Source organism: Flavobacterium sp. GSP6, assembly GCF_003984855.1.
Lineage (GTDB): Bacteria > Bacteroidota > Bacteroidia > Flavobacteriales > Flavobacteriaceae > Flavobacterium.
This window is the reverse complement of sequence record NZ_RYDO01000020.1, coordinates 12,226-32,526: the sequence shown is the minus strand read 5'-3', so window position 1 is coordinate 32,526 and position 20,301 is coordinate 12,226. Positions and strand designations below refer to the sequence as shown.

General features: G+C 36.1%; 10 protein-coding genes. All 10 read left to right on the top strand.

Going from position 1 to position 20,301, the window contains the following annotated elements; genetic code table 11:
• The first annotated feature begins 318 nt into the window (after positions 1-318).
• Positions 319-1,341, top strand: coding sequence for a LacI family DNA-binding transcriptional regulator (locus EKM03_RS14195; protein ID WP_126562988.1), 1,023 nt, complete (start codon positions 319-321; stop codon positions 1,339-1,341).
• A gap of 335 nt (positions 1,342-1,676) precedes the next feature.
• Positions 1,677-3,962, top strand: coding sequence for a GH92 family glycosyl hydrolase (locus EKM03_RS14190; RefSeq protein WP_126740646.1), 2,286 nt, complete (start codon positions 1,677-1,679; stop codon positions 3,960-3,962).
• A 5-nt stretch (positions 3,963-3,967) separates the two neighbouring features.
• Complete coding sequence (locus tag EKM03_RS14185) at positions 3,968-5,407, top strand: glycoside hydrolase family 125 protein (protein WP_126562990.1); 1,440 nt, start codon at positions 3,968-3,970, stop codon at positions 5,405-5,407.
• Positions 5,408-5,551: 144 nt separating this feature from the next.
• Positions 5,552-7,282, top strand: coding sequence for a class I mannose-6-phosphate isomerase (locus EKM03_RS14180; protein WP_199740709.1), 1,731 nt, complete (start codon positions 5,552-5,554; stop codon positions 7,280-7,282).
• Between the two features lie 17 nt (positions 7,283-7,299).
• Positions 7,300-8,421, top strand: coding sequence for an ROK family protein (locus EKM03_RS14175; RefSeq protein ID WP_126562992.1), 1,122 nt, complete (start codon positions 7,300-7,302; stop codon positions 8,419-8,421).
• A 70-nt stretch (positions 8,422-8,491) separates the two neighbouring features.
• Positions 8,492-9,667 (top strand): sugar MFS transporter, encoded by a 1,176-nt coding sequence (locus EKM03_RS14170; protein WP_126562993.1) that lies wholly within the window; start codon positions 8,492-8,494, stop codon positions 9,665-9,667.
• A gap of 137 nt (positions 9,668-9,804) precedes the next feature.
• Positions 9,805-12,897, top strand: coding sequence for a TonB-dependent receptor (locus EKM03_RS14165; protein WP_199741570.1), 3,093 nt, complete (start codon positions 9,805-9,807; stop codon positions 12,895-12,897).
• 23 nt (positions 12,898-12,920) lie between these two features.
• On the top strand, positions 12,921-14,522 hold the full coding sequence (locus EKM03_RS14160) for a RagB/SusD family nutrient uptake outer membrane protein (protein ID WP_126562994.1): 1,602 nt from the start codon (positions 12,921-12,923) through the stop codon (positions 14,520-14,522).
• 121 nt (positions 14,523-14,643) lie between these two features.
• Entirely contained in the window at positions 14,644-17,811 is a 3,168-nt protein-coding gene (locus tag EKM03_RS14155; protein WP_126740645.1) for a GH92 family glycosyl hydrolase, read from the top strand.
• Positions 17,812-17,858: 47 nt separating this feature from the next.
• On the top strand, positions 17,859-20,129 hold the full coding sequence (locus EKM03_RS14150) for a GH92 family glycosyl hydrolase (RefSeq protein WP_126562996.1): 2,271 nt from the start codon (positions 17,859-17,861) through the stop codon (positions 20,127-20,129).
• Positions 20,130-20,301 lie beyond the last annotated feature (172 nt).

The window sequence follows — 20,301 nt, the reverse complement described above, 5'->3', positions numbered from 1 at the left end:
GCGTTTTATAGACCAATTAATTAGTGGTTTAAAAAAATTACGTGTGTTTTTTTTAAAACTACTAATTACTACCTCTTGTAGTTTTACCCTTTATAATTTCGCTCTATTTTACAATATATACGACTATTTAAGGGACTTTAGCACTTTTTATCCAATACGAATTACTCTTATTTTTTCCTTTTTTATTTACACAATATTCTTTATTTTGATAATAAAAATACGATTAATGTAAAAATAAATTTTACTAAAACGTTTTTGTAATAAATTTTACCTTAGGTTTGTGATCAAGCTCCGATTTATTTACACCCTTTTATCATTATGAGAAAAGTTACCATTAAGGATATTGCAATTCAAGCTCAGGTTTCTATATCGACTGTTTCTTTTGTTTTAAATAACAAAGGACCACAAATGGCAATAAGTAAAGTTAAGATTGAAAAAGTAAAAGAAATTGCCAAAAATTTAGGTTACATCCCAAATATGATTGCTAGTAGTTTGAGAACTGGAAAAACAAAATCGATTGGTCTGATTGTAGAAGATATCTCAAATCAATTTTTCTCAGAACTTGCTAAAGTAATTGAAGATCAGTCTCGTATACTAGGATATAAAATTTTTTATTGCAGTACAAATAATGATGATGTACGAACAAATGAATTAATCCAAAGCCTGCTACAGGCAAATGTAGATGGTTTTATTATTACTCCTACAGCCGGTTCCGAAAAAAATATTGATCATCTAATCCAGTTAAATAAACCGGTGGTATTGATTGACCGTTATTTTCCTCACAAAAATGTGAGCTATGTAGTAATGGATAATTACGAAGCTGCAACCGAAGCTGCCAATTTATTAATTAGTAAAGGATTTAAAGACATAGCATTGGTTAATAATACCTCTGGAATGATCCAAATGCAACTCAGGGAAAAAGGATACATGGATGCTTTAAAAAAAGCAGCGATTTATAAAGAAGCACTAGTTTTACATCTCCCTTTTCAAAGTACAGAACAACAACGAATTGAAGAGTTGGTTTCTTTCTTTAAAAAATACCCAGAAATTGATGCAGTAATTTTCTCTGCAAATTATATGGGACTCGCAGGTCTTCAAGCTTTTAAACAGATGAAATATATACTGCCTAAAGACATTTCTATAATTAGTTTTGATGATCATGCCAGTTTTCGATTGCATACTCCTACTATATCCATAATTGAGCAACCTATAGAAAGTTTAGCCATAAAAGTAGTTGAAATTTTGATGGACCAAATTAATAATGAAAAGGAGTTTAAAGTGCAAAAAATAATGCAAAAAGGGAAATTAATTCTAAGAGAATCTATATTTTCTAATAATTAACACGTTTAAGATTCGAGTATTTTTTTATTTAATTTACTAAAACGTTTTAGTACATAGTTTAGTCTAATTGTTTTCAATATAAGGAGAATTACCACATATATTCTTAGAAATAAAATTTAAGGAGGATAAGTAATAACCATTGTATAATGTCGTGTTTTAAAATTAGACAAAATGACGCAACAAATTGATTTTAAACTATTGTTTACAATATTGCTATTTTGACTAGTAAACTTTAGACTTACTTAAGAGATTTGACTTATTTCAAATTTAGACTGGACTAATGCAATAATTACAGAACGACCAATAATAATTAAAATAGTATTAAAAAAACTACCATGAGAAAGAAACACTTTATTTTATTAAGTCTAATTTTCGTTTTTTTTACATCAAAAGCACAAACCGATATTTTTGACGCCGTGAGCTATGTTAACCCGCTGATGGGAACACAGTCTACACACAGTCTCTCTAATGGAAATACCTATCCTGCTATCGCCAGACCTTGGGGAATGAACTTCTGGACTCCACAAACCGGTAAAATGGGAGATGGATGGATGTACACTTACACCGCGGAAAAAATTAGAGGTTTCAAACAAACCCACCAACCATCGCCTTGGATGAATGATTATGGACAGTTTTCCATCATGCCGGTTACCGGTAAATTGGCTTTTTTAGAAGACGACAGAGCTAGCTGGTTTAGCCATAAAGCCGAAATTTCTACCCCTTATTATTATAGCGTTTATCTCGCCGATTATGATGTTACCACCGAAATAACCACTACCGAAAGAGCCGCTCACTTTCAAATAACATTTCCGGAAAATGACAGATCATATATTGTTCTTGATGCTTTCGACAAAGGGTCTTATGTAAAAATAATTCCTTCTGAAAATAAAATAATAGGATATACCACTCGCAACAGTGGCGGAGTTCCTGATAATTTCAAAAATTATTTTGTGTTGGTCTTTGATAAGCCCTTTGCTGATAAATACACCTGGCAAGATCAAAAATTAGATAAAGACAAATTAGAATCTATGTCCAATCATGCTGGAGCGATCATCGGTTTTTCTACTACTAAAGGAGAAAAAATCAATATAAAAGTAGCTTCTTCCTTTATCAGTTTCGAGCAGGCAGAACTCAATATGAAAAGGGAACTGGGCACAGCCACTTTCGAACAAACTAAAATAGAATCCAAAAAAGAATGGAATAAAGTACTAGGAAAAGTCAAAGTCGAAGGCGGAACAGTAGAACAAACCAAAACCTTCTACTCCAGTTTATACCGAACCGTTTGTTTCCCACAGAAACAATATGAAATTGATGCCACTGGAAATCAAGTGCACTACAGTCCCTACAACGGAAAAGTGGAAGCCGGTGCTATGTTTGCCGGTACCGGATTCTGGGATACCTTTCGAGCTTTATATCCTTTATTGAATTTAGTGTATCCTTCCATAAATAAGGAAATGCAAGAAGGCCTAATAAATGCTTACAAAGAAGGGGGCTTTCTTCCGGAATGGTCTAGTCCTGGATTTAGAGATGTAATGGTAGGTAATAATTCGGCATCTGTGGTATCTGATGCCTATTTAAAAGGACTTCGTGGATATGACATTAAAACATTGTATGAAGCACTTTTAAATGGGGCAAATAATGAAGGTCCCTTGAATGCGGTAGGAAGAAAAGGAGTTAATTACTACAATACTTTAGGATATGTGCCAAATGATGTTGGTATAAATGAAAGTGCTGCTAGAACTTTAGAATATGCTTATGATGATTTTACCATATGGCAGCTTGCCAAAGCACTAAAACGTCCCAAAAAGGAAATCAATTTGTTCGAAAAACGAATGATGAATTATAAATTACTTTTCAATCCAGAATTCAATTTGATGAGTGGAAAAAGTAAGGATGGTAAGTTCTCCGCTTCTTTTAATCCGTTCAAATGGGGTGGTGATTTTACCGAAGGAAACAGCTGGCATTACAGCTGGAGTGTATTTCATGACATGCAGGGTTTGATTGATTTAATGGGGGGAGAAAAAATATTCACCTCTCAACTGGATGCTGTTTTTAGCTTGCCTCCTATTTTTGACGATAGTTATTATGGCGCAACCATACATGAAATACGAGAAATGCAAGTCATGAATATGGGACAATATGCGCATGGTAACCAACCGATTCAGCATCTTATTTATTTGTACAACTATGTTGGCCAGCCTTGGAAAACCCAATACTGGTCCCGAGAAGTAATGAATAAATTATACAAACCAACACCAGATGGCTATTGTGGGGATGAGGATAATGGGCAAACCTCTGCTTGGTATGTTTTTTCTGCAATGGGCTTTTATCCCGTATGCCCGGGAACGGATGAATATGTTCTGGGAGCTCCTTTATTCAATAAAATAAGTTTGGAACTTGAAAACGGAAAAAATGTAACCATTAATGCTCCCAATAACTCTGATGAAAACATATATGTAGCTGATTTAAAATGGGATAACACTCCTTTTACTAAGAATTTCATAAAGCATTCCGACTTACAAAATGGCGCTATCTTGGATTTTAACATGACCAATACCTCAAATAAAGAGAGAGGGACAGACCCAAAATCCTATCCTTATTCATATTCAAGCTCAAAATAAACAGTATGCAATCACGTAGAAAATTCATTCAGAATACAAGTGTCATAACAGCCGGTTTACTAACAATTCCCATGGTTTCCTTTGCTTTTCCAGCTAAAGATTTTACAAGTAAAAGACCTCCTTTATCTGAAAGAAAATTTACCAGTACGGCTGTAGAAGCGGCAATAATAAAAGTCAAAAAACAAATAGCAAATCCTGAATTGGCATGGTTATTTGAAAACTGCTTCCCTAATACATTAGACACCACGGTTGATTTTGAAATTATAAATGGAAAACCGGATACCTACGTAATCACAGGTGACATTGACGCCATGTGGTTAAGAGACAGTACCGCACAAATTTGGCCCTATTTGCCTTATATCAAAGAGGATCTCAAACTCAAAGAGTTAGTCAAAGGAGTCATCAACCGTCAGACTAAATGTATTTTACTGGATCCTTATGCCAACGCCTTTTATAAAGATGTGAATCAAATAAGTGAGTGGAAAAATGATCTTACGGATATGAAACCGGGTATCCACGAACGCAAATGGGAAATTGACAGCCTCTGTTATCCCATTCGACTTGCTTATGGGTACTGGAAAGAAACTGGAGATACCAGCTTGTTTGACAAAGACTTCAAAGAAGCAATGTTCTTAGTGTTGCAGACTTTTAAAGAACAACAACGACATGAAAATCTGGGACCTTACAGTTTTCAAAGAACAACAGCGTGGGCTACTGATGGAGTTCCTTTGGGTGGTTATGGTTATCCAGTAAAGCCATGTGGCTTAATCGTATCTACTTTTAGACCAAGTGATGATTGTACTTTATTGCCGTTTTTGATTCCAAGCAATATGTTTGCCATTGAGGTTTTAGGGTATCTAATGAAACTGTTTTCACTGCCTGCAATCAAAGATGATTCCTTAGTTGCCAAAGCAAAAGAATTACAAGTACAGGTAAAGAAAGGTCTGGAAGAACAAGGAATAATTAATCATCCCAAATTAGGGAAAATTATTGCTTTTGAAGTAAATGGTTTTGGTAGTTTTCACATGATGGACGATGCCAATGTTCCTTCCATTCTATCACTTCCTTATTTAGGAGCTATAGCACCAGATGACTCTTTATACCTTGCCACCCGTAACCTAATATTGTCTGAAAATAACCCCTTTTTTTATAAAGGAAAAGCAGGAGAAGGAGTTGGCGGCCCCCATACTGGGGTAGATACTATTTGGCCTATGAGTATTATCCTTAGGGCTATAACCAGCGTTGAGGAGGATGAAATTAGAAAATGCATCCATATTTTATTGAAAACTCATGCGGATACCGGTTTTATGCATGAGTCCTTTCACAAGGATGATGCAACAAAATTTACCCGCAAATGGTTTGCTTGGGCAAATACTCTTTTTGGAGAAATGATCGTACAAACAAGTATTAATTACCCACACCTGCTCAAAGAAAAGAACGGCTAGTTTTCTTTAAAAAAAATATTGTTTTTTCTGTTGTACACCTACTCTATTGGATTTTCAATAGTATAGGCAGGGGCTTCTTATCGTAAATTCTGAGCAAGTACCCTTATAGAAATAAGGTATGAATGCCAAAAAAATTAAATAATTATGAAATCCAATTACAACAAATATCCTGCAACTCTAACAAAAGGCACACTGTTCCTGGGCTGGAAAAAGGCTATGGATCAGTTGAAAACGGAAATAAATAAAGAGCGATTTTTAATAGTCTTCGATATTTATATTGGAATTTATACCTCTGAATTTTTAACAGAAATAAAAACTTATAAATCTGAACTTTTCATCAATACTAGCGATTTATTTTTAAAGGAAGAAGAAGTTCTAAAGATGACTTCCCGATTTATGACCAACGATAGTTTGTTTGGTTATGTAACCAATTTAACAATGATTGATTATTTTGATCCTATAAAACTGGAAAAAGCAAGACAATCAATTAAGGATTCTAATGGACTCACAATTGTTTTCGGACCTGGTGCGGAGTTAGTGGATAAAAATTATGACAAATTAATTTATGCTGATTTAGCCCGATGGGAAAGTCAGTTGCGATTTCGTACACAATCCGCTCCAGCTTTAGGCATAGATGACAGCAAGGAGCCCTTTGCAATACAATACAAAAGAGCCTATTTTAATGACTGGATTATTTGTGATCAACATAAAAAAACCTTGTTTGATAAGGTCGATTACTGGATAGACACACACATCGCCAACCTGCCAAAAATGATCCACAAAGAAACGTTTTTTAATGGAATCCACAAAACCATCGAAGGCCCTTTCAGGGTAGTTCCTTTCTTTGATCCTGCTCCATGGGGTGGTCAATGGATGAAAAAAGTATGCGATCTGGATCAGGATAAACCAAATTATGGCTGGTGTTTTGATGGAGTTCCCTCTGAGAACAGCCTGCTCTTAAATATCAATGGAGACTGCTTTGAAATGCCTTCCATTAATTTAGTTTTTCTTAAAAGCAGCGCATTATTAGGAGAACCCGTAAAATCGCGGTTTGGAGAGGAATTCCCCATTCGCTTTGATCTTTTGGATACTATGGAAGGCGGGAATCTTAGCCTGCAGGTACATCCTACGACCCAATTTATTCGAGATAATTTCGGAATGCAATATACCCAGGATGAAAGCTATTACATCCTGGATGCAAAAGAAAATGCCTTTGTATATCTAGGTTTAAAGACGGGAGTTGATAAAGAAAATATGATCAACGATCTCCGGGAGGCTGAAAAGGGCAAAATTGTCTTTGACGCCGACAAATACATTAATAAAATACCTGCTAAAAAACACGATCATTTCCTCCTACCCGCCGGAACTGTACATTGCTCCGGAGCGAATACGCTGGTTCTTGAAATAAGCGCTACGCCAAGCCTGTTCACTTTTAAACTATGGGATTGGCAGCGTCTTGGATTAGATGGTAAACCCAGACCTATCAATATTGAAAGAGGAAAAGAAGTAATCAATTGGGAATACCAAACGGATTATATCTATAAAAATATGGTGAATACTATCATTCCAATTGCAGCGAGTAAAGCTTGGAAAGAGGAATCAACAGGACTTCATCCCCGTGAATTTATTGAAAGTCGTCGTCATTGGTTTACGGAGAAAGTAAGCCACAATACGAACAATAGTGTAAACCTTATAAATTTAATAGCAGGAGATGAAGTCGTAGTAGAAAGTCCGGAAGGAAAATTCGAGCCTTTTCATGTACACTATGCCGAAACATTTATTGTTCCTGCATCTGTCGAAAATTATACAATAACTCCTTTTGGAACCGGCATCGGCCAACAATGTGCTACTATTAAAGCTTACGTAAGAATTTAATATTTAAAATAATAAAAATGTATACAAACGATAATCGAATTGTGATGACACTTGATGCCGGAGGTACAAATTTTGTTTTCTCTGCAATCAAAGGAAATCAGGAAATTGTAACTCCTGTAATATTTCCTTCCAATTCAGACAATTTGGAAAAATGTCTAAATACAATTAAAGAAGGTTTTTGTATTATAAAAAAAGAGTTAAATGCCCATCCAGCAGCCATTAGCTTTGCCTTTCCTGGACCGGCTGATTATAAAAATGGTATCATTGGAGATCTTCCGAACTTTCCTTCTTTTCGCGGTGGTGTAGCACTAGGCAGCTTTTTAAGAGAAAATTTTGATATCCCAGTTTTTATAAATAATGATGGAAATCTATTTGCTTATGGGGAAGCTTTGGCTGGCCTGCTACCCGAAGTAAATACCAACTTAAAAAATGCCGGTAATTCAAAACAATATAAAAACCTTTTAGGAATTACCATAGGTACTGGATTTGGTGCTGGTATAGTAATTAATAATAATTTAAATATTGGCGACAATGAGTGCGGTGGCGATGTATGGTTATTGCCTAATAAAAAATTTCCAAATATAATAGCCGAAGAAAGTGTCAGTATTCGAGCGGTACAAAGAGTATATGAAGAAATCACAAAAGATAATTCTGAAAAATCACCAAAAGATATTTTTGAAATAGCCGAAGGGATAAAGCTTGGCGATAAAGAAGCAGCAATCAAAAGCTTCGAAGAACTTGGGGAAGCTGTGGGCGATGTAATTTCTCGAATTATTAATGTTATGGATGGCTTGGTCGTAATTGGCGGAGGATTATCAGGTGCTGAAAAATATATTTTCCCTGCTATTTTAAAAGAACTGAATTCCACTGTGGGAACCTTTGATAGTAGTTATTATCCTAGTTTACAAATGGAAGCGTTTAATCTGTCCGATTCTTCTGAGTACATAGAATTTCTAAAAGAAAAATCAAACCTCATCAATGTTCCCTTTTCTAATAACCAAGTGCGATATAATCAATCTAAAAAGACCGGAATTGCAATATCAAAGCTCGGAGCAGCGAAAGCCATTTCATTGGGCGCCTACGCTTTTGCTTTGGAACAATTAAATAAAAACGAAAAAAAGCTTGAAATAAGCCTATAAACAATACGATACTATCAAAAAAAAATGATGAATACCTAAAAAATTTACTTTTTGAATTAAAAAAAATAAAATGAAAAATAGCAATTATAACCTCAAAAAAATACTTCCCATTCTATTTGGTTTCTTTATTGTTGGTTTTGTGGATCTTGTTGGTACCGCGACAAACAACATTAAACATGATTTTAATCTAAGTGACTCCATGGCTAGTACATTGCCTATGGTTGTATTCCTTTGGTTTTTAATTTTCTCTATTCCAGTGGGTTTATTAATGAATCGCATCGGAAGAAAGAAGACAGTTCTTCTAAGTATGATCGTTCATTTAATCGCTTTTTTGCTACCATTATTTGCTTATAACTTTACAATCATTTTAATAACTTTCGCATTACTAGGAATAGGTAATACTATTATTCAGGTTTCCCTAAATCCACTATTGTCTAATGTGGTACAAAACAATAAACTTACTGCCAGTCTTTCTGCAGGACAGTTTGTAAAGGCAATATCATCTTTTTTGGGACCGATAATTGCCGCTTACGCCGCCAAAGAATTTGGGGATTGGACGCTAATTTTTCCCGTTTATCTGATAGCTACTTTGGCATCCTCCTTTTGGTTGTTGGTTACTCCCATCACCGAAAACCAGACCATTCACTCTTCCTCCTTCAAATCCTCTTTATCATTGCTAAAAAATCCAACAGTATTAAAATTGTTTATTGGAATTTTTACAGTCGTGGGCATTGATGTCGGAATTAATACAATAGCGCCAAAACTAATGGAAGAACGTATTTTTGGAATGACCTCCCTAGACTCCGTTTATGCTATTAGTGTCTATTTCATATTTCGTACTATCGGCTCTTTTCTGGGGAGTATTATGCTTTCCTATGTTTCAGTCCGAAAATTTTATATCACTAGTACTTTTATTGCTATAAGTTCTTTACTTGCTCTAATTTTTGCTGATAACTTAAACATACTCTACTTATTTATAGCCTTAGTAGGCTTATCGGTTTCTAATATCTTTTCTATCGTTTTTTCCTATGCGCTTCAATATTTACCCGATAAATCAAATGACATTTCTGCCTTGTTAATTATGGGGATTTCTGGAGGTGCCTTATTTCCTTGGTTAATGGGCTTAGCATCCGATAGCTTAGAATTACAGGCTGGAGCTTTAATTGTACTGATACTATGCTGCGTATACCATATTTATCTTTCGTTTTTTGTAAAAAAGGTAGAAATCGAAACTGTTGATAAATAAAAAATTAAATTTTGAGAACCAAAACTAATTATTAAAATGTCCAGATGCCATAAAAATGCATCATTTAAAAACCCTAGTGCTTATGCTAAAAAATCTTTAACTAACAAAAAATCTTTAACTAAATAATTTTTTATTATATGAATATACAGAAAAAACAGTCTGATTTTTACAGACTATTCAAATCGCGTCTCACAAGTATCTGTAGCGCATTTATCTTCCTTTTTTCAATGACTGCCTTTGGACAAAATATCCAAATAACAGGCGAAGTACTAGATACAAAAAACAATACTTTACCAGGAGTAAATGTGGTTGTAAAAGGTACATCAATAGGTACAATTACTGATTTAGACGGTAAGTTTAGTATTACTGTGCCAAGTGAATCCTCAGAACTCGAATTTTCTTCATTGGGATTCGTTACAAGTATTCGCAAGGTAGGTCAATTAACAACGATTAATATCATATTAGCCGAAGACTCTCAGGAATTAGATGAAGTTGTTGTGGTGGGCTATGGTGTACAGCGAAAATCTGACGTTACTGGTGCCATAGGTAAAATTACATCCAAAGAAATCCTTGAAAACCCCTCTTTTAATGCTCTAGAAAGTATGAGAGGTAAAGTATCCGGAGTTAATGTTTACACAAATTCTGGCTCACCTTCAGGGAGTAATAGAGTAGTCATTAGAGGAGTCGGTACCATTAATTCTTCATCAAATCCACTTTATGTAGTGGATGGAGTTGCCATGCAGGATTTTCAATTTCTAAATCCCAATGACATCGAAAGTATGGAAGTCTTAAAAGACGCTTCTTCAACAGCGATTTATGGAGCTAGAGGAGCTAATGGAGTTATTTTAGTGACCACCAAAAGAGGGAACAAAAGTGACAAAATTACCGTTGCCTATGACACTTATGTCAGTTTTGGTCAATTGCGGAAACAAATGGATGTATTAGACTCAAATCAGTTACTGCAAGTGATTAAAACGGGCTATGCCAATGCCCCTAAATATAATAACTATCAGCCGGGAGCTGCTCCTGTACTAACCACTAATGATCCTCGCTTATTTGATGCGAATGGACAGCCACTTTACAATACAAATTGGCAAGAAGAGGCTACTAGAACTGCTATCTCTCAAAATCACCAAATTAGTATTCAACAAGGGGGAGAAAAATCATCGGTAGGTGCTTTTTTAAATTTTACAGACAGTCAAGGGATTATGCTGAATTCCTATATGAAAAGGATTAATGCAAAATTTGCCTTTGATGTTAAACCTAAAGAATGGTTTGATTTTGGAATTAACATGCTCGTTAATCGTACAAATGAAAATGCGGTTGAGGAAGATGGTGGCGGGCAGTCACCCAGGAGAACTATGATTGAAATGCCTTCGTTTTTTCCTGTAAAATATCCGGATGGTTCCTGGAGTAATTCTTTAGGTACAACTGATAATTTTGGATTTGAAGGAATGGCTAATCCGGTTCATGTGCTAGAAACTCAGGAGCGTTTACGCAATCGTACTCAAATCTTTGGTAATGCTGCTTTGACCTTTCATATTTTACCTGGTCTGGATTTAAAAACTCAATTTGGAGTTGATAACCAATATCGTAATTATAAAGATTATTGGCCTACCGATTTAGTAAATATCTCTGCCCCTAATGGTTTTGCTCAAATCACAAACGAACAAAACATGTATTGGCAACAAGAAACGTTCCTTACTTTCAATAAAGATTTAGGCGATAATCACCGTATAAATTCGGTACTAGGTCTGAGTTGGCAGGAAAATAGTTTTGAAAGAAGTGGTTCGGCCACTAGAGGTTTTTCTGATAATTTTTTCAAATACAATAATATGGGAGCAGCGACAACACCTGATCCTCCTACTTCATTATCAGAAAGCTGGGCTATGAATTCGTACTTTGTGCGTACCGGCTATACTTATAAAGATCGTTATTTATCAACATTCACCGCCAGAATGGATGGTTCTTCCCGATTTGGTGCCCAAAACAAATATGCCTTCTTCCCTTCTTTGGGTCTAGGTTGGATCGCATCTAAAGAAGATTTTTTTGTAAATAATCTTAAGTTTATAAACCAATTAAAATTTAGAACCAGTTATGGCCTTACAGGAAATTCCGAAATTGGAACCTACAGATCTCTGGCAACTATAGCCTCCGGTACTGCTCTGATTAATGGAGAACGTGCTCCCTCATCCTACTCTAACAGACTTCCTAACAGCAATTTAAAATGGGAGAAAACTTCACAATTCGATATCGGCTTTGACCTAAGTATGTTTCAAAATAGAGTTTCTCTCGAATTTGACTATTATTACAAATCCACAACCGATCTTTTGTTAGATCGTCCGGTTCCGCATAGTACTGGTTTTACATCCGTACTCGATAATATTGGTGAAGTATCGAACCGTGGAGTAGACATCCTAGTTTCAACAGTAAACATTGAAAACAATGATTTTTCTTGGAATACCTCTTTGAATTTAAACTTCAACAAAAACCGTATTGAAAAATTAGGCACGAACAACGAAGATATTGAACCAGGTCCTTTTTGGGTATCAGGAAGTCAGACAATCTTGCGCGTTGGGGAGTCTTTGGGATCTTTCTATGGATATACTCGTTTAGGAACTTGGAGTACAGATGAAGCTGCTGAAGCCGCCTTAGTAAATCAAATTCCGGGTGAGGCTAAAAGATCAACTACAAAAAGTATTTTAGGAAGTGGTTTACCTGATTGGACTGGAAGTTTTATAAATAAATTACGATATAAAAATTTTGATTTCATCCTGGACTTTCAATTTGTTAAGGGAGGCGAAATTCTTCAACAGTTTTTTCACTCTACTCAGGATAGAACGGGTTATGGTAATGGTTTAGTTGAAACACTAACCGAAGCTTGGACTGAACAAAATCAAAACACGATGGTACAACAAATTCGGAATGGCCCTATTAGCGGTCAAAGTTCGGAAATGGACAGCCAGTGGGTTTCCGATGGATCTTATCTTCGACTGAACTCTATCTCTTTTGGATATAACTTCCCCGATACGTTTCTTGAAAAAAGTGGTATTAATCGTTTAAGAATCTATTCTACATTAAACAATGCATGGGTTTTAAACGCCAAGTCCTTTAAAGGTTTTGATCCCGAAGGATCTTCACAAGGAGGAAATCAATGGGGACAGAATATGTTCTTCTTTCAATATCCAAGGCCAACAACGCTCACTTTTGGACTTAATGTTAGTTTTTAACCAACCTTTAATTGAAATTTAATATGAAAAAATCTATTATACTTTTAACGGGACTCCTTTTAATATTGAACTCTTGTTCTGATTTCTTAGTTGAAGAGCCCCTAAGTGAAATTACACAAAATCAATATTTCACTTCACCCAATCATGCGTATGCTGCAGTAAATCAGCTGTATCGTGGCGGGATTCAGGACCTTACTTATGCTGCTAGTGCTTATAACGGTCCTAAACTAATGAGTGGCGGATACATGTCAGGCTTCTTTGACAATCCTAACTATAAAGGACAGGAACAATTTATTGTTCAAAGTCAAAGCCTTAGTCTTAATGCGCAAACAAGTGCTGGTTATCTCGATGGAATTTGGGATCCTTGTTATAGAGCAATTGCTAGAGCTAATTTTGCTATTGAAAATATTCCTGTAACTCCAGGTTTAAACGATAATGAAAAAAAGCAACTTTTAGCAGAAGCCTATTTCTTCAGGGCGTTTAATTATTTCTATTTAGTAAAATATTTTGGAGACGTACCCCTTATTATTGATACCCTCCAAGAGGATATTTATGTTGCACGTTCAACTTCAAAAATAGTATACGAACAAATGATTACGGATCTTACTTATGCTAGTAAAGAAGGAGGTTTAGAAGACCTTCCTATGCCAAAAAACAATTTCAGAATCTCAAAAGGTGCTGTTAATACCCTTTTGGCTGATATTTATTTGCATATGAGTGGATTTCCAGTTCAGGCGAATAAATATGCCGAAGCAGCAACAACGGCTCGGGAAATTATCAATTCAGGAAACTATAGACTAATCCAAAATGGAAATACAACTACTAATAGTGCCTATAATATTATGAGAACTTCTGATAGCGAAGATGAATACATGTATCAGGTTGAATATATGTCAGGTATTGCAACGAATGGATGGATGGCAACCTATTCTTTTCCAACAGGTGCTGTTAGCTGGCCTGGACAAATTTTCAAATTTGCTATTACCACGGAAGTCTTTTTGCCTCGCCCCGGATTACTAGCTATTTATGACAGCACCGAAGATATTAGAATTCAGGAAAAACAATTTTTTCATTCACAGTTTACCTATGATTATTCTAATTCTAGCGGTACAAATACCGAGACAAGAAATTTTCCAACGATGCCCTATTTGTGGTTTGACCAAAATGCTTTATTTACTTCAGGGCAACAAGACAAAGATTTTAAAATATACCGCTACGCCGAAGTATTGCTTATTGCCGCAGAAGCAATTGCCAAAACAGAAGGAGTCACTGCCGAAGCTAGAGGCTATTTAGCCCAAGTTAGAAGCAGAGCTTCACTTACAGGAAAAAGTGTGGAAACAGTTTCAACCGAACTGGCTGCTTTATCTCCCAATCAATTTATTGAAGAAGTTTGGAAAGAAAGACTGAGAGAGTTTCCTCTTGAATTTAAAATCTGGGAGGATATGCAACGTACCCGTAAAATCATGAAAACCAACATTAATAATAAGGGAGTAATCTCTTTTATTGATCTTATAGGGGCACAAAACACTTGGGGAAATACATTTCAGGCCAGAGACCTTCTTTATCCAATATCTGCTAATGAATTACAACGTAATCCAAATTTAACTCAAAATGAGGGCTACTAAAATATAAATCTAGTATTAAAAGGGAAGAAAAGAGCATGAAAAAAGTATTGAAATAGCTTGCTCTTCCCTTTTTTATTTTTGAATTAAGGGTAAATTAAATCTCCTAATAAACAAAAAAAGCATGCAAAATCTAACATATCTCTTACTCTTATTCTTCTTAATTCCCGAATTTAAGAAAGAGAGCACTGAAACAAAAACACTTTGGCAAATTGGCACTAAAAATAATAAAGCCGATGAATTTGCTCTGAAATCAGGTGCTTATCAAGACTTTCTGAAAAAAGATTTTGGTTGGGAAGACCGATATTATCTAATTGGTGTTTCAAAGCCTGAAAAAGACTGGCCATACATCATACCAGGTCCTCAGGATAAATGGGGAGGTACTGGTGGTACTTCAGGGATACGAACAAATGTGATGACTATTTTATTTGGAATGGATACACTTCCAAAACAAGGAAAATATAAATTAATTGTCACGGTTTTAGAAACTTCTGAAAAATTGGAGTCGTTGTTAAAAATTACCGTGAATTCTAAATCTTGGAAATACAAACTAAAGACCGGCACTGGTGATATTAGCCTCAAAAAAGAACCTAATACGCGAAACTCACAAATTATAAGTATTGACATAGATTCGGAGATAATCACCACTCATGGAAATGAAATACAAGTCGGTATTATTGAAGGTTCCTGGCTTATTTTTGATGAAATAAGACTCGAAAGCCCCGCTGCTGCCAGTATCTCAAAAACACACCAAGCTGCCTTTATACGTAAAGTGAAGGCCGCAGATTATGAATTAAAAAACAAAATGATTCAACCCTTATTAATTGATGTCGAACATTTGAATGGCACGCCGGAATTGACGGTTAAATTAGATAATTCTCTTATTTTTAAACAAAAAACAGAGCAGGGTCGTTACCTTTTTGAGGCTCCCATGCCAGCAGTGTTAAGTACTCAGAAATCTAATTATAGTATCGCTTTAGACGGTAAAATAATTGAAAACGGTACCATAATTAGATCTCCTCAAATCGAAGCTTCAATAGCTAATTACGTAGACACAAGAATAGGAACGGCCCATTCCCGATGGATGATTGCCCCAGGACCTTGGATGCCTTTTAGTATGGTTAAACTGAGTCCTGACAATCAAAATGACGGTTGGCAGTCCGGATACGAGCCTTCTTTTGAAAGTATTGGAACTTTTAGTCACATTCACGAATGGACTATGGCTGGATTAGGAATGATGCCGACATCCGGAGAACTTAAGACCGATATCGGGGATCAAAGTGTCGATTTGATCAATCCTATAGTGCTTGATAATAATACAAAACCAGCTTTATCCGGATACAGATCTAGAATTGACAAGGCTTCCGAAAAAACTCCGCTCGGATATTACAGTGTCAAATTAACAGATTATAATATTTTAGCCGAATTAACAGCGACCAATCGATGTGGCTTTCAAAGATATACCTATCCCAAAGGGGCCAAAGCCAGAGTAATGATCGATTTACAAATACCATCCGAATACAAGTATCTCGTTCAGAATGCTGAAATAAGGCAAATCAATAATCGAAGAATTGAGGGATTCAGCAAACAACTCTCCGCAGATGCCTGGTCTGGAGGAGTCGATCAGGAATACACCATTTATTTTGTTATAGAATTTGATCAAGATATTAATAAATTCGGTGGATGGGAGAATGAGCTCGTATCTAAAAACAGAAGTATTAAGGGTACTAACCTATCGAAAGTGGGAGCCTATGTAGAGTTTGATACGCGAGAAAATCAAATAATTCAGACACGTTCAGCAATTTCATATGTTGATATTGAAGGGGCACGTGGGAATCTCAAGACAGAAATATCGGATCCTTTTAAATGGAATTTCGAAGAAATCCGTCAGGCTCAGGTTGATTCTTGGAATAAAATTCTAAATCGAGTTGAAATTAGTTCGAATGACAAGCGGGAAAAAACACGTTTTTATACCAACCTTTACCGATCCTATTGCAGGAATACTTACAGTGATTCTGACGGACGCTGGGTGGATGCTACCGAAAAAATACAAAAATTCTCCGATACTGATGCCCTTGCCTTAGGCTGTGATGCCTTTTGGAATACCTTTTGGAATTTGAATCAAGTATGGAATTTAATAACACCGGAATGGTCAAGCCGATGGGTTAAATCGCAATTGGCCATGTTTGATGCTAACGGATGGCTGGCCAAAGGCCCCGCAGGCATGGAGTATATTCCTGTAATGGTCGCAGAACATGAAATACCTCTTTTAGTAGGAGCGTATCAAATGGGAATACGCGATTATGATACCGAAAAACTTTTTGCAGCGGTAAAAAAAATGCAAACTACGCTTCCTCAAAAAATTGGTGGCGGCTATGCCGGAAACGAGGACTTAGCGCCCTACTTAAAATACGGCTATGTTCCTTCCGATAAAGGACGCTTTTCCAATAGCCTGGAATATTCCTTTGATGATTGGACTGTGGGGCAATTAGCACTAGCCTTAGGCAAAAAACAAGACTACGAAATATTTAATGATCGAGGCAATTGGTGGAGAAATGTTATTGAACCCAAATCCGGATATGCACAACTTCGCAACAGCGAGGGTATTTGGCAATCGGACTTTGATCCTTTTAAATCAGGGGCAAACCACCATTATGTAGAAGGGAATGCCTGGCAGCTCACCTTTTTTGTTCCTCAAAATATACCTGCTTTAGCAAATGCAATAGGAAAAGATCGTTTTATCGAACGATTAAATTGGGGTTTCGAGCAAAGCGAACCCTGGAGATATAATGCTCCTGGAGATCAATATTGGGATTTTCCAGTAGTGCAGGGAAATCAACAATCCATGCATTTTGCTTTCTTATTTAATTGGGTCGATCAACCTTGGAAAACTCAGAAATGGTCAAGATCAATACTGGATCGTTATTATGGATTTGATATTTCAAATGCTTATTTAGGGGATGAAGATCAGGGCCAGATGAGTGCCTGGTTTATAATGGCGGCACTGGGCTTATTTCAAACAGATGGTGGTACCCGCTTAGATCCGATTTATGAAATTGGGAGTCCATTATTTGAAAAGGTAACCATTGATCTTGGGCAAAAATACGATCGAGGCAAAAAGTTTACAATCGAGGCAAAAGAAACCTCAAGAAAAAATATTTATGTACAATCAGCAAACCTCAACGGAAAAGTATTAAACAGCTTTCAATTCCCGGTAAGTGAATTGCTCAAAGGCGGTAAATTAAGTCTGATCATGGGACCAGAACCCAATAAAAAATGGGGAACAAAATAGATTATAAATACCAATAACGCATCAAATAATAACTTAAAAATAAACATATGAATTATTTTGTAAAAAAAAGCGTACTGATTTTAGGCCTGGCATTAGCTTTTGGTTCCTGTCAAAAAGATTCAGAAAAAAAGATTGATAACCTGACACAATATGTAGATCCTTTTATTGGTTCAGGAGGCCACGGCCATGTTTTTGTTGGCGCCAGTGTTCCTTTTGGCGGAATCCAGTTGGGTCCTAGTAATTTTTATAAAGGCTGGGACTGGTCTTCCTCCTATCATTTTTCAGATAGTATTGTAAAAGGTTTTACCCATCTAAATTTAAGTGGAACTGGGATTTCTGATTTAGGGGAACTTTCGGTTTTGCCAACTGTTGGAGTCCGAAAAGTTTGGTCTGGAAATCAAGACCGCCCAAAGGAGGGTTATGCCTCGCTTTACAATAAAACGACAGAAGCTGTAAAACCAGGATATTACACGGTCGAATTAGAGGATTATAATATTAAAGTGGAACTCTCTGCTACGGAACGGGTGGGTATTCATAAATATACATTTCCGGCGAATAAAGAATCCAGAGTAATTGTCGATTTAAGCGAAGGAAACTCCGATATTGCCGTAGAAACCTTTATCCGCCAAATTAACGATACTACTTTTGAGGGCTATAGGTATTCAAAAGGATGGGCTGAAGATGAAAGAGAATACTTCTCCTTGATACTCTCAAAACCGGTAAAGAATTTTGTAATCTACAATGAAAATACCAAATTGGAGGGAAACGAAGCTAAAGGAAAATTGATCAAAGGATTCTTAGAATTTTCGACAACTGAAAAAGAGATTCTGTATCTAAAAATGGGAGTTTCACCAGTAAGCATGAAAAATGCCTTAGCTAATATTCAAGCTGAAATTCCAAATTGGGATTTTGACAAAGTAGTGGCTGATGCCGATGCTAAATGGAATAAAGAGCTTTCAAAAGTCACAATCAAAACAGAGGATGAAGCTAAAAAAAGAGTGTTTTATACTGCGCTTTACCACACCATGATTGCTCCTAATCTCTATAATGATGCTAACGGAGAATACCGAGGGACCGATAAAAAAGTATACTCGGATCCCGGATTTAATAACTACACTTTATTTTCGCTTTGGGATACCTACCGCGCAGCACATCCTCTTTTCACAATTACCCAACCCGGGCGTGTAAGTGATATGATCAATTCCATGCTTTTGATTTTTAAACAACAAGGAAAACTTCCGGTATGGCATTTAAGAGGGAATGAAACCAATACGATGCCGGGTTATAGTGCCATTCCCGTGATTGTTGATGCTTGCCTTAAAGGATTCGAAGGAATTAATTTAGAAGAGGCTTATCTTGCCGTGAAAACATCGGCTACTGGTGATTTTGAACCCGGGGTGAAAGATATGCTGAAATACGGCTACATACCCGCTGATCATGGTCCTGAATCGGTAGCAAGTGCTATGGAATATGCCATTAGTGACTGGGCAATCTCTAAGTTAGCAGAAAAATTAGGCAAAAAAGAAGATGCTAAATACTTTGGAGAAAGAGCAAAAGGCTATAAAAAATACTTCGATCCTGAAACAAGATTCATGCGAGGTAAAATGTTGGATGGTAACTGGAGAACTCCTTTTGATCCCGTTTCTGCACAACACAGGATTAATGATTATTGTGAAGGGAATGCCTGGCAATATTTATGGATGGTCCCTCAGGATCCTGAAGGGCTGATCGAACTTCTTGGCGGCGACAAGCATTTTGTTGCAAAACTGGATGAACTTTTTAGTCGGTCTTCAAAATTAGACGAAGGTGCTTCAATGGATATTTCAGGATTGATCGGACAATATGCACATGGTAATGAACCGAGTCATCATACAACTTATATGTATGCTTATGCCGGAGAGCAATATAAAACTGCTGATAAGGTTGACTATATTTTGAATGAACTCTATACCGACAAGCCTGATGGTTTGAGTGGAAATGAAGATTGTGGCCAAATGTCCGCCTGGTATGTGTTCTCTTCTATGGGTTTCTATCCCGTAAATCCATCCAATGGAATGTATGTATTTGGCAGACCTCTTTTTGATGAGGTTACCATTGCTTTACCTGATAATAAAAACTTTAAAGTAGAAACGGAAAACAATAGTTTCAAAAATATTTATATTCAATCAGTTACTTTAAATGGAAAAAAACATTCAAAATCGTTTATCACTCACAAGGAAATTTTAAAAGGTGGAGAACTTAAGTTTGTTATGGGACCTAAACCAAATCTCGAATTTGGAAAAAAACAAGAAGATCGTCCCAAATCCATTGTTTATTAATAAATTATAAAGCTAAAATTTTGATTCTGATGCTCGGATAGCAAATCCTAAACGCTATTTCGCATTGGAATCAAATTTTATTGGTTTGATAAGCTATTGTATTTAAAAATAACCATCCTGTTTTTTAAGCTGGGATTATCAAAACACATCAAATTTCTTTTTTATTTTCTGA

What these genes read in the sequence shown, in the direction of transcription:
- EKM03_RS14195 (WP_126562988.1), top strand. Translation starts at nt 319, where the DNA reads ATGAGAAAAGTTACCATTAAGGATATTGCAATTCAAGCTCAGGTTTCT.
- EKM03_RS14175 (WP_126562992.1), top strand. Translation starts at nt 7,300, where the DNA reads ATGTATACAAACGATAATCGAATTGTGATGACACTTGATGCCGGAGGT.
- EKM03_RS14160 (WP_126562994.1), top strand. Translation starts at nt 12,921, where the DNA reads ATGAAAAAATCTATTATACTTTTAACGGGACTCCTTTTAATATTGAAC.
- EKM03_RS14165 (WP_199741570.1), top strand. Translation starts at nt 9,805, where the DNA reads ATGAATATACAGAAAAAACAGTCTGATTTTTACAGACTATTCAAATCG.
- EKM03_RS14180 (WP_199740709.1), top strand. Translation starts at nt 5,552, where the DNA reads ATGAAATCCAATTACAACAAATATCCTGCAACTCTAACAAAAGGCACA.
- EKM03_RS14155 (WP_126740645.1), top strand. Translation starts at nt 14,644, where the DNA reads ATGCAAAATCTAACATATCTCTTACTCTTATTCTTCTTAATTCCCGAA.
- EKM03_RS14150 (WP_126562996.1), top strand. Translation starts at nt 17,859, where the DNA reads ATGAATTATTTTGTAAAAAAAAGCGTACTGATTTTAGGCCTGGCATTA.
- EKM03_RS14190 (WP_126740646.1), top strand. Translation starts at nt 1,677, where the DNA reads ATGAGAAAGAAACACTTTATTTTATTAAGTCTAATTTTCGTTTTTTTT.
- EKM03_RS14170 (WP_126562993.1), top strand. Translation starts at nt 8,492, where the DNA reads ATGAAAAATAGCAATTATAACCTCAAAAAAATACTTCCCATTCTATTT.
- EKM03_RS14185 (WP_126562990.1), top strand. Translation starts at nt 3,968, where the DNA reads ATGCAATCACGTAGAAAATTCATTCAGAATACAAGTGTCATAACAGCC.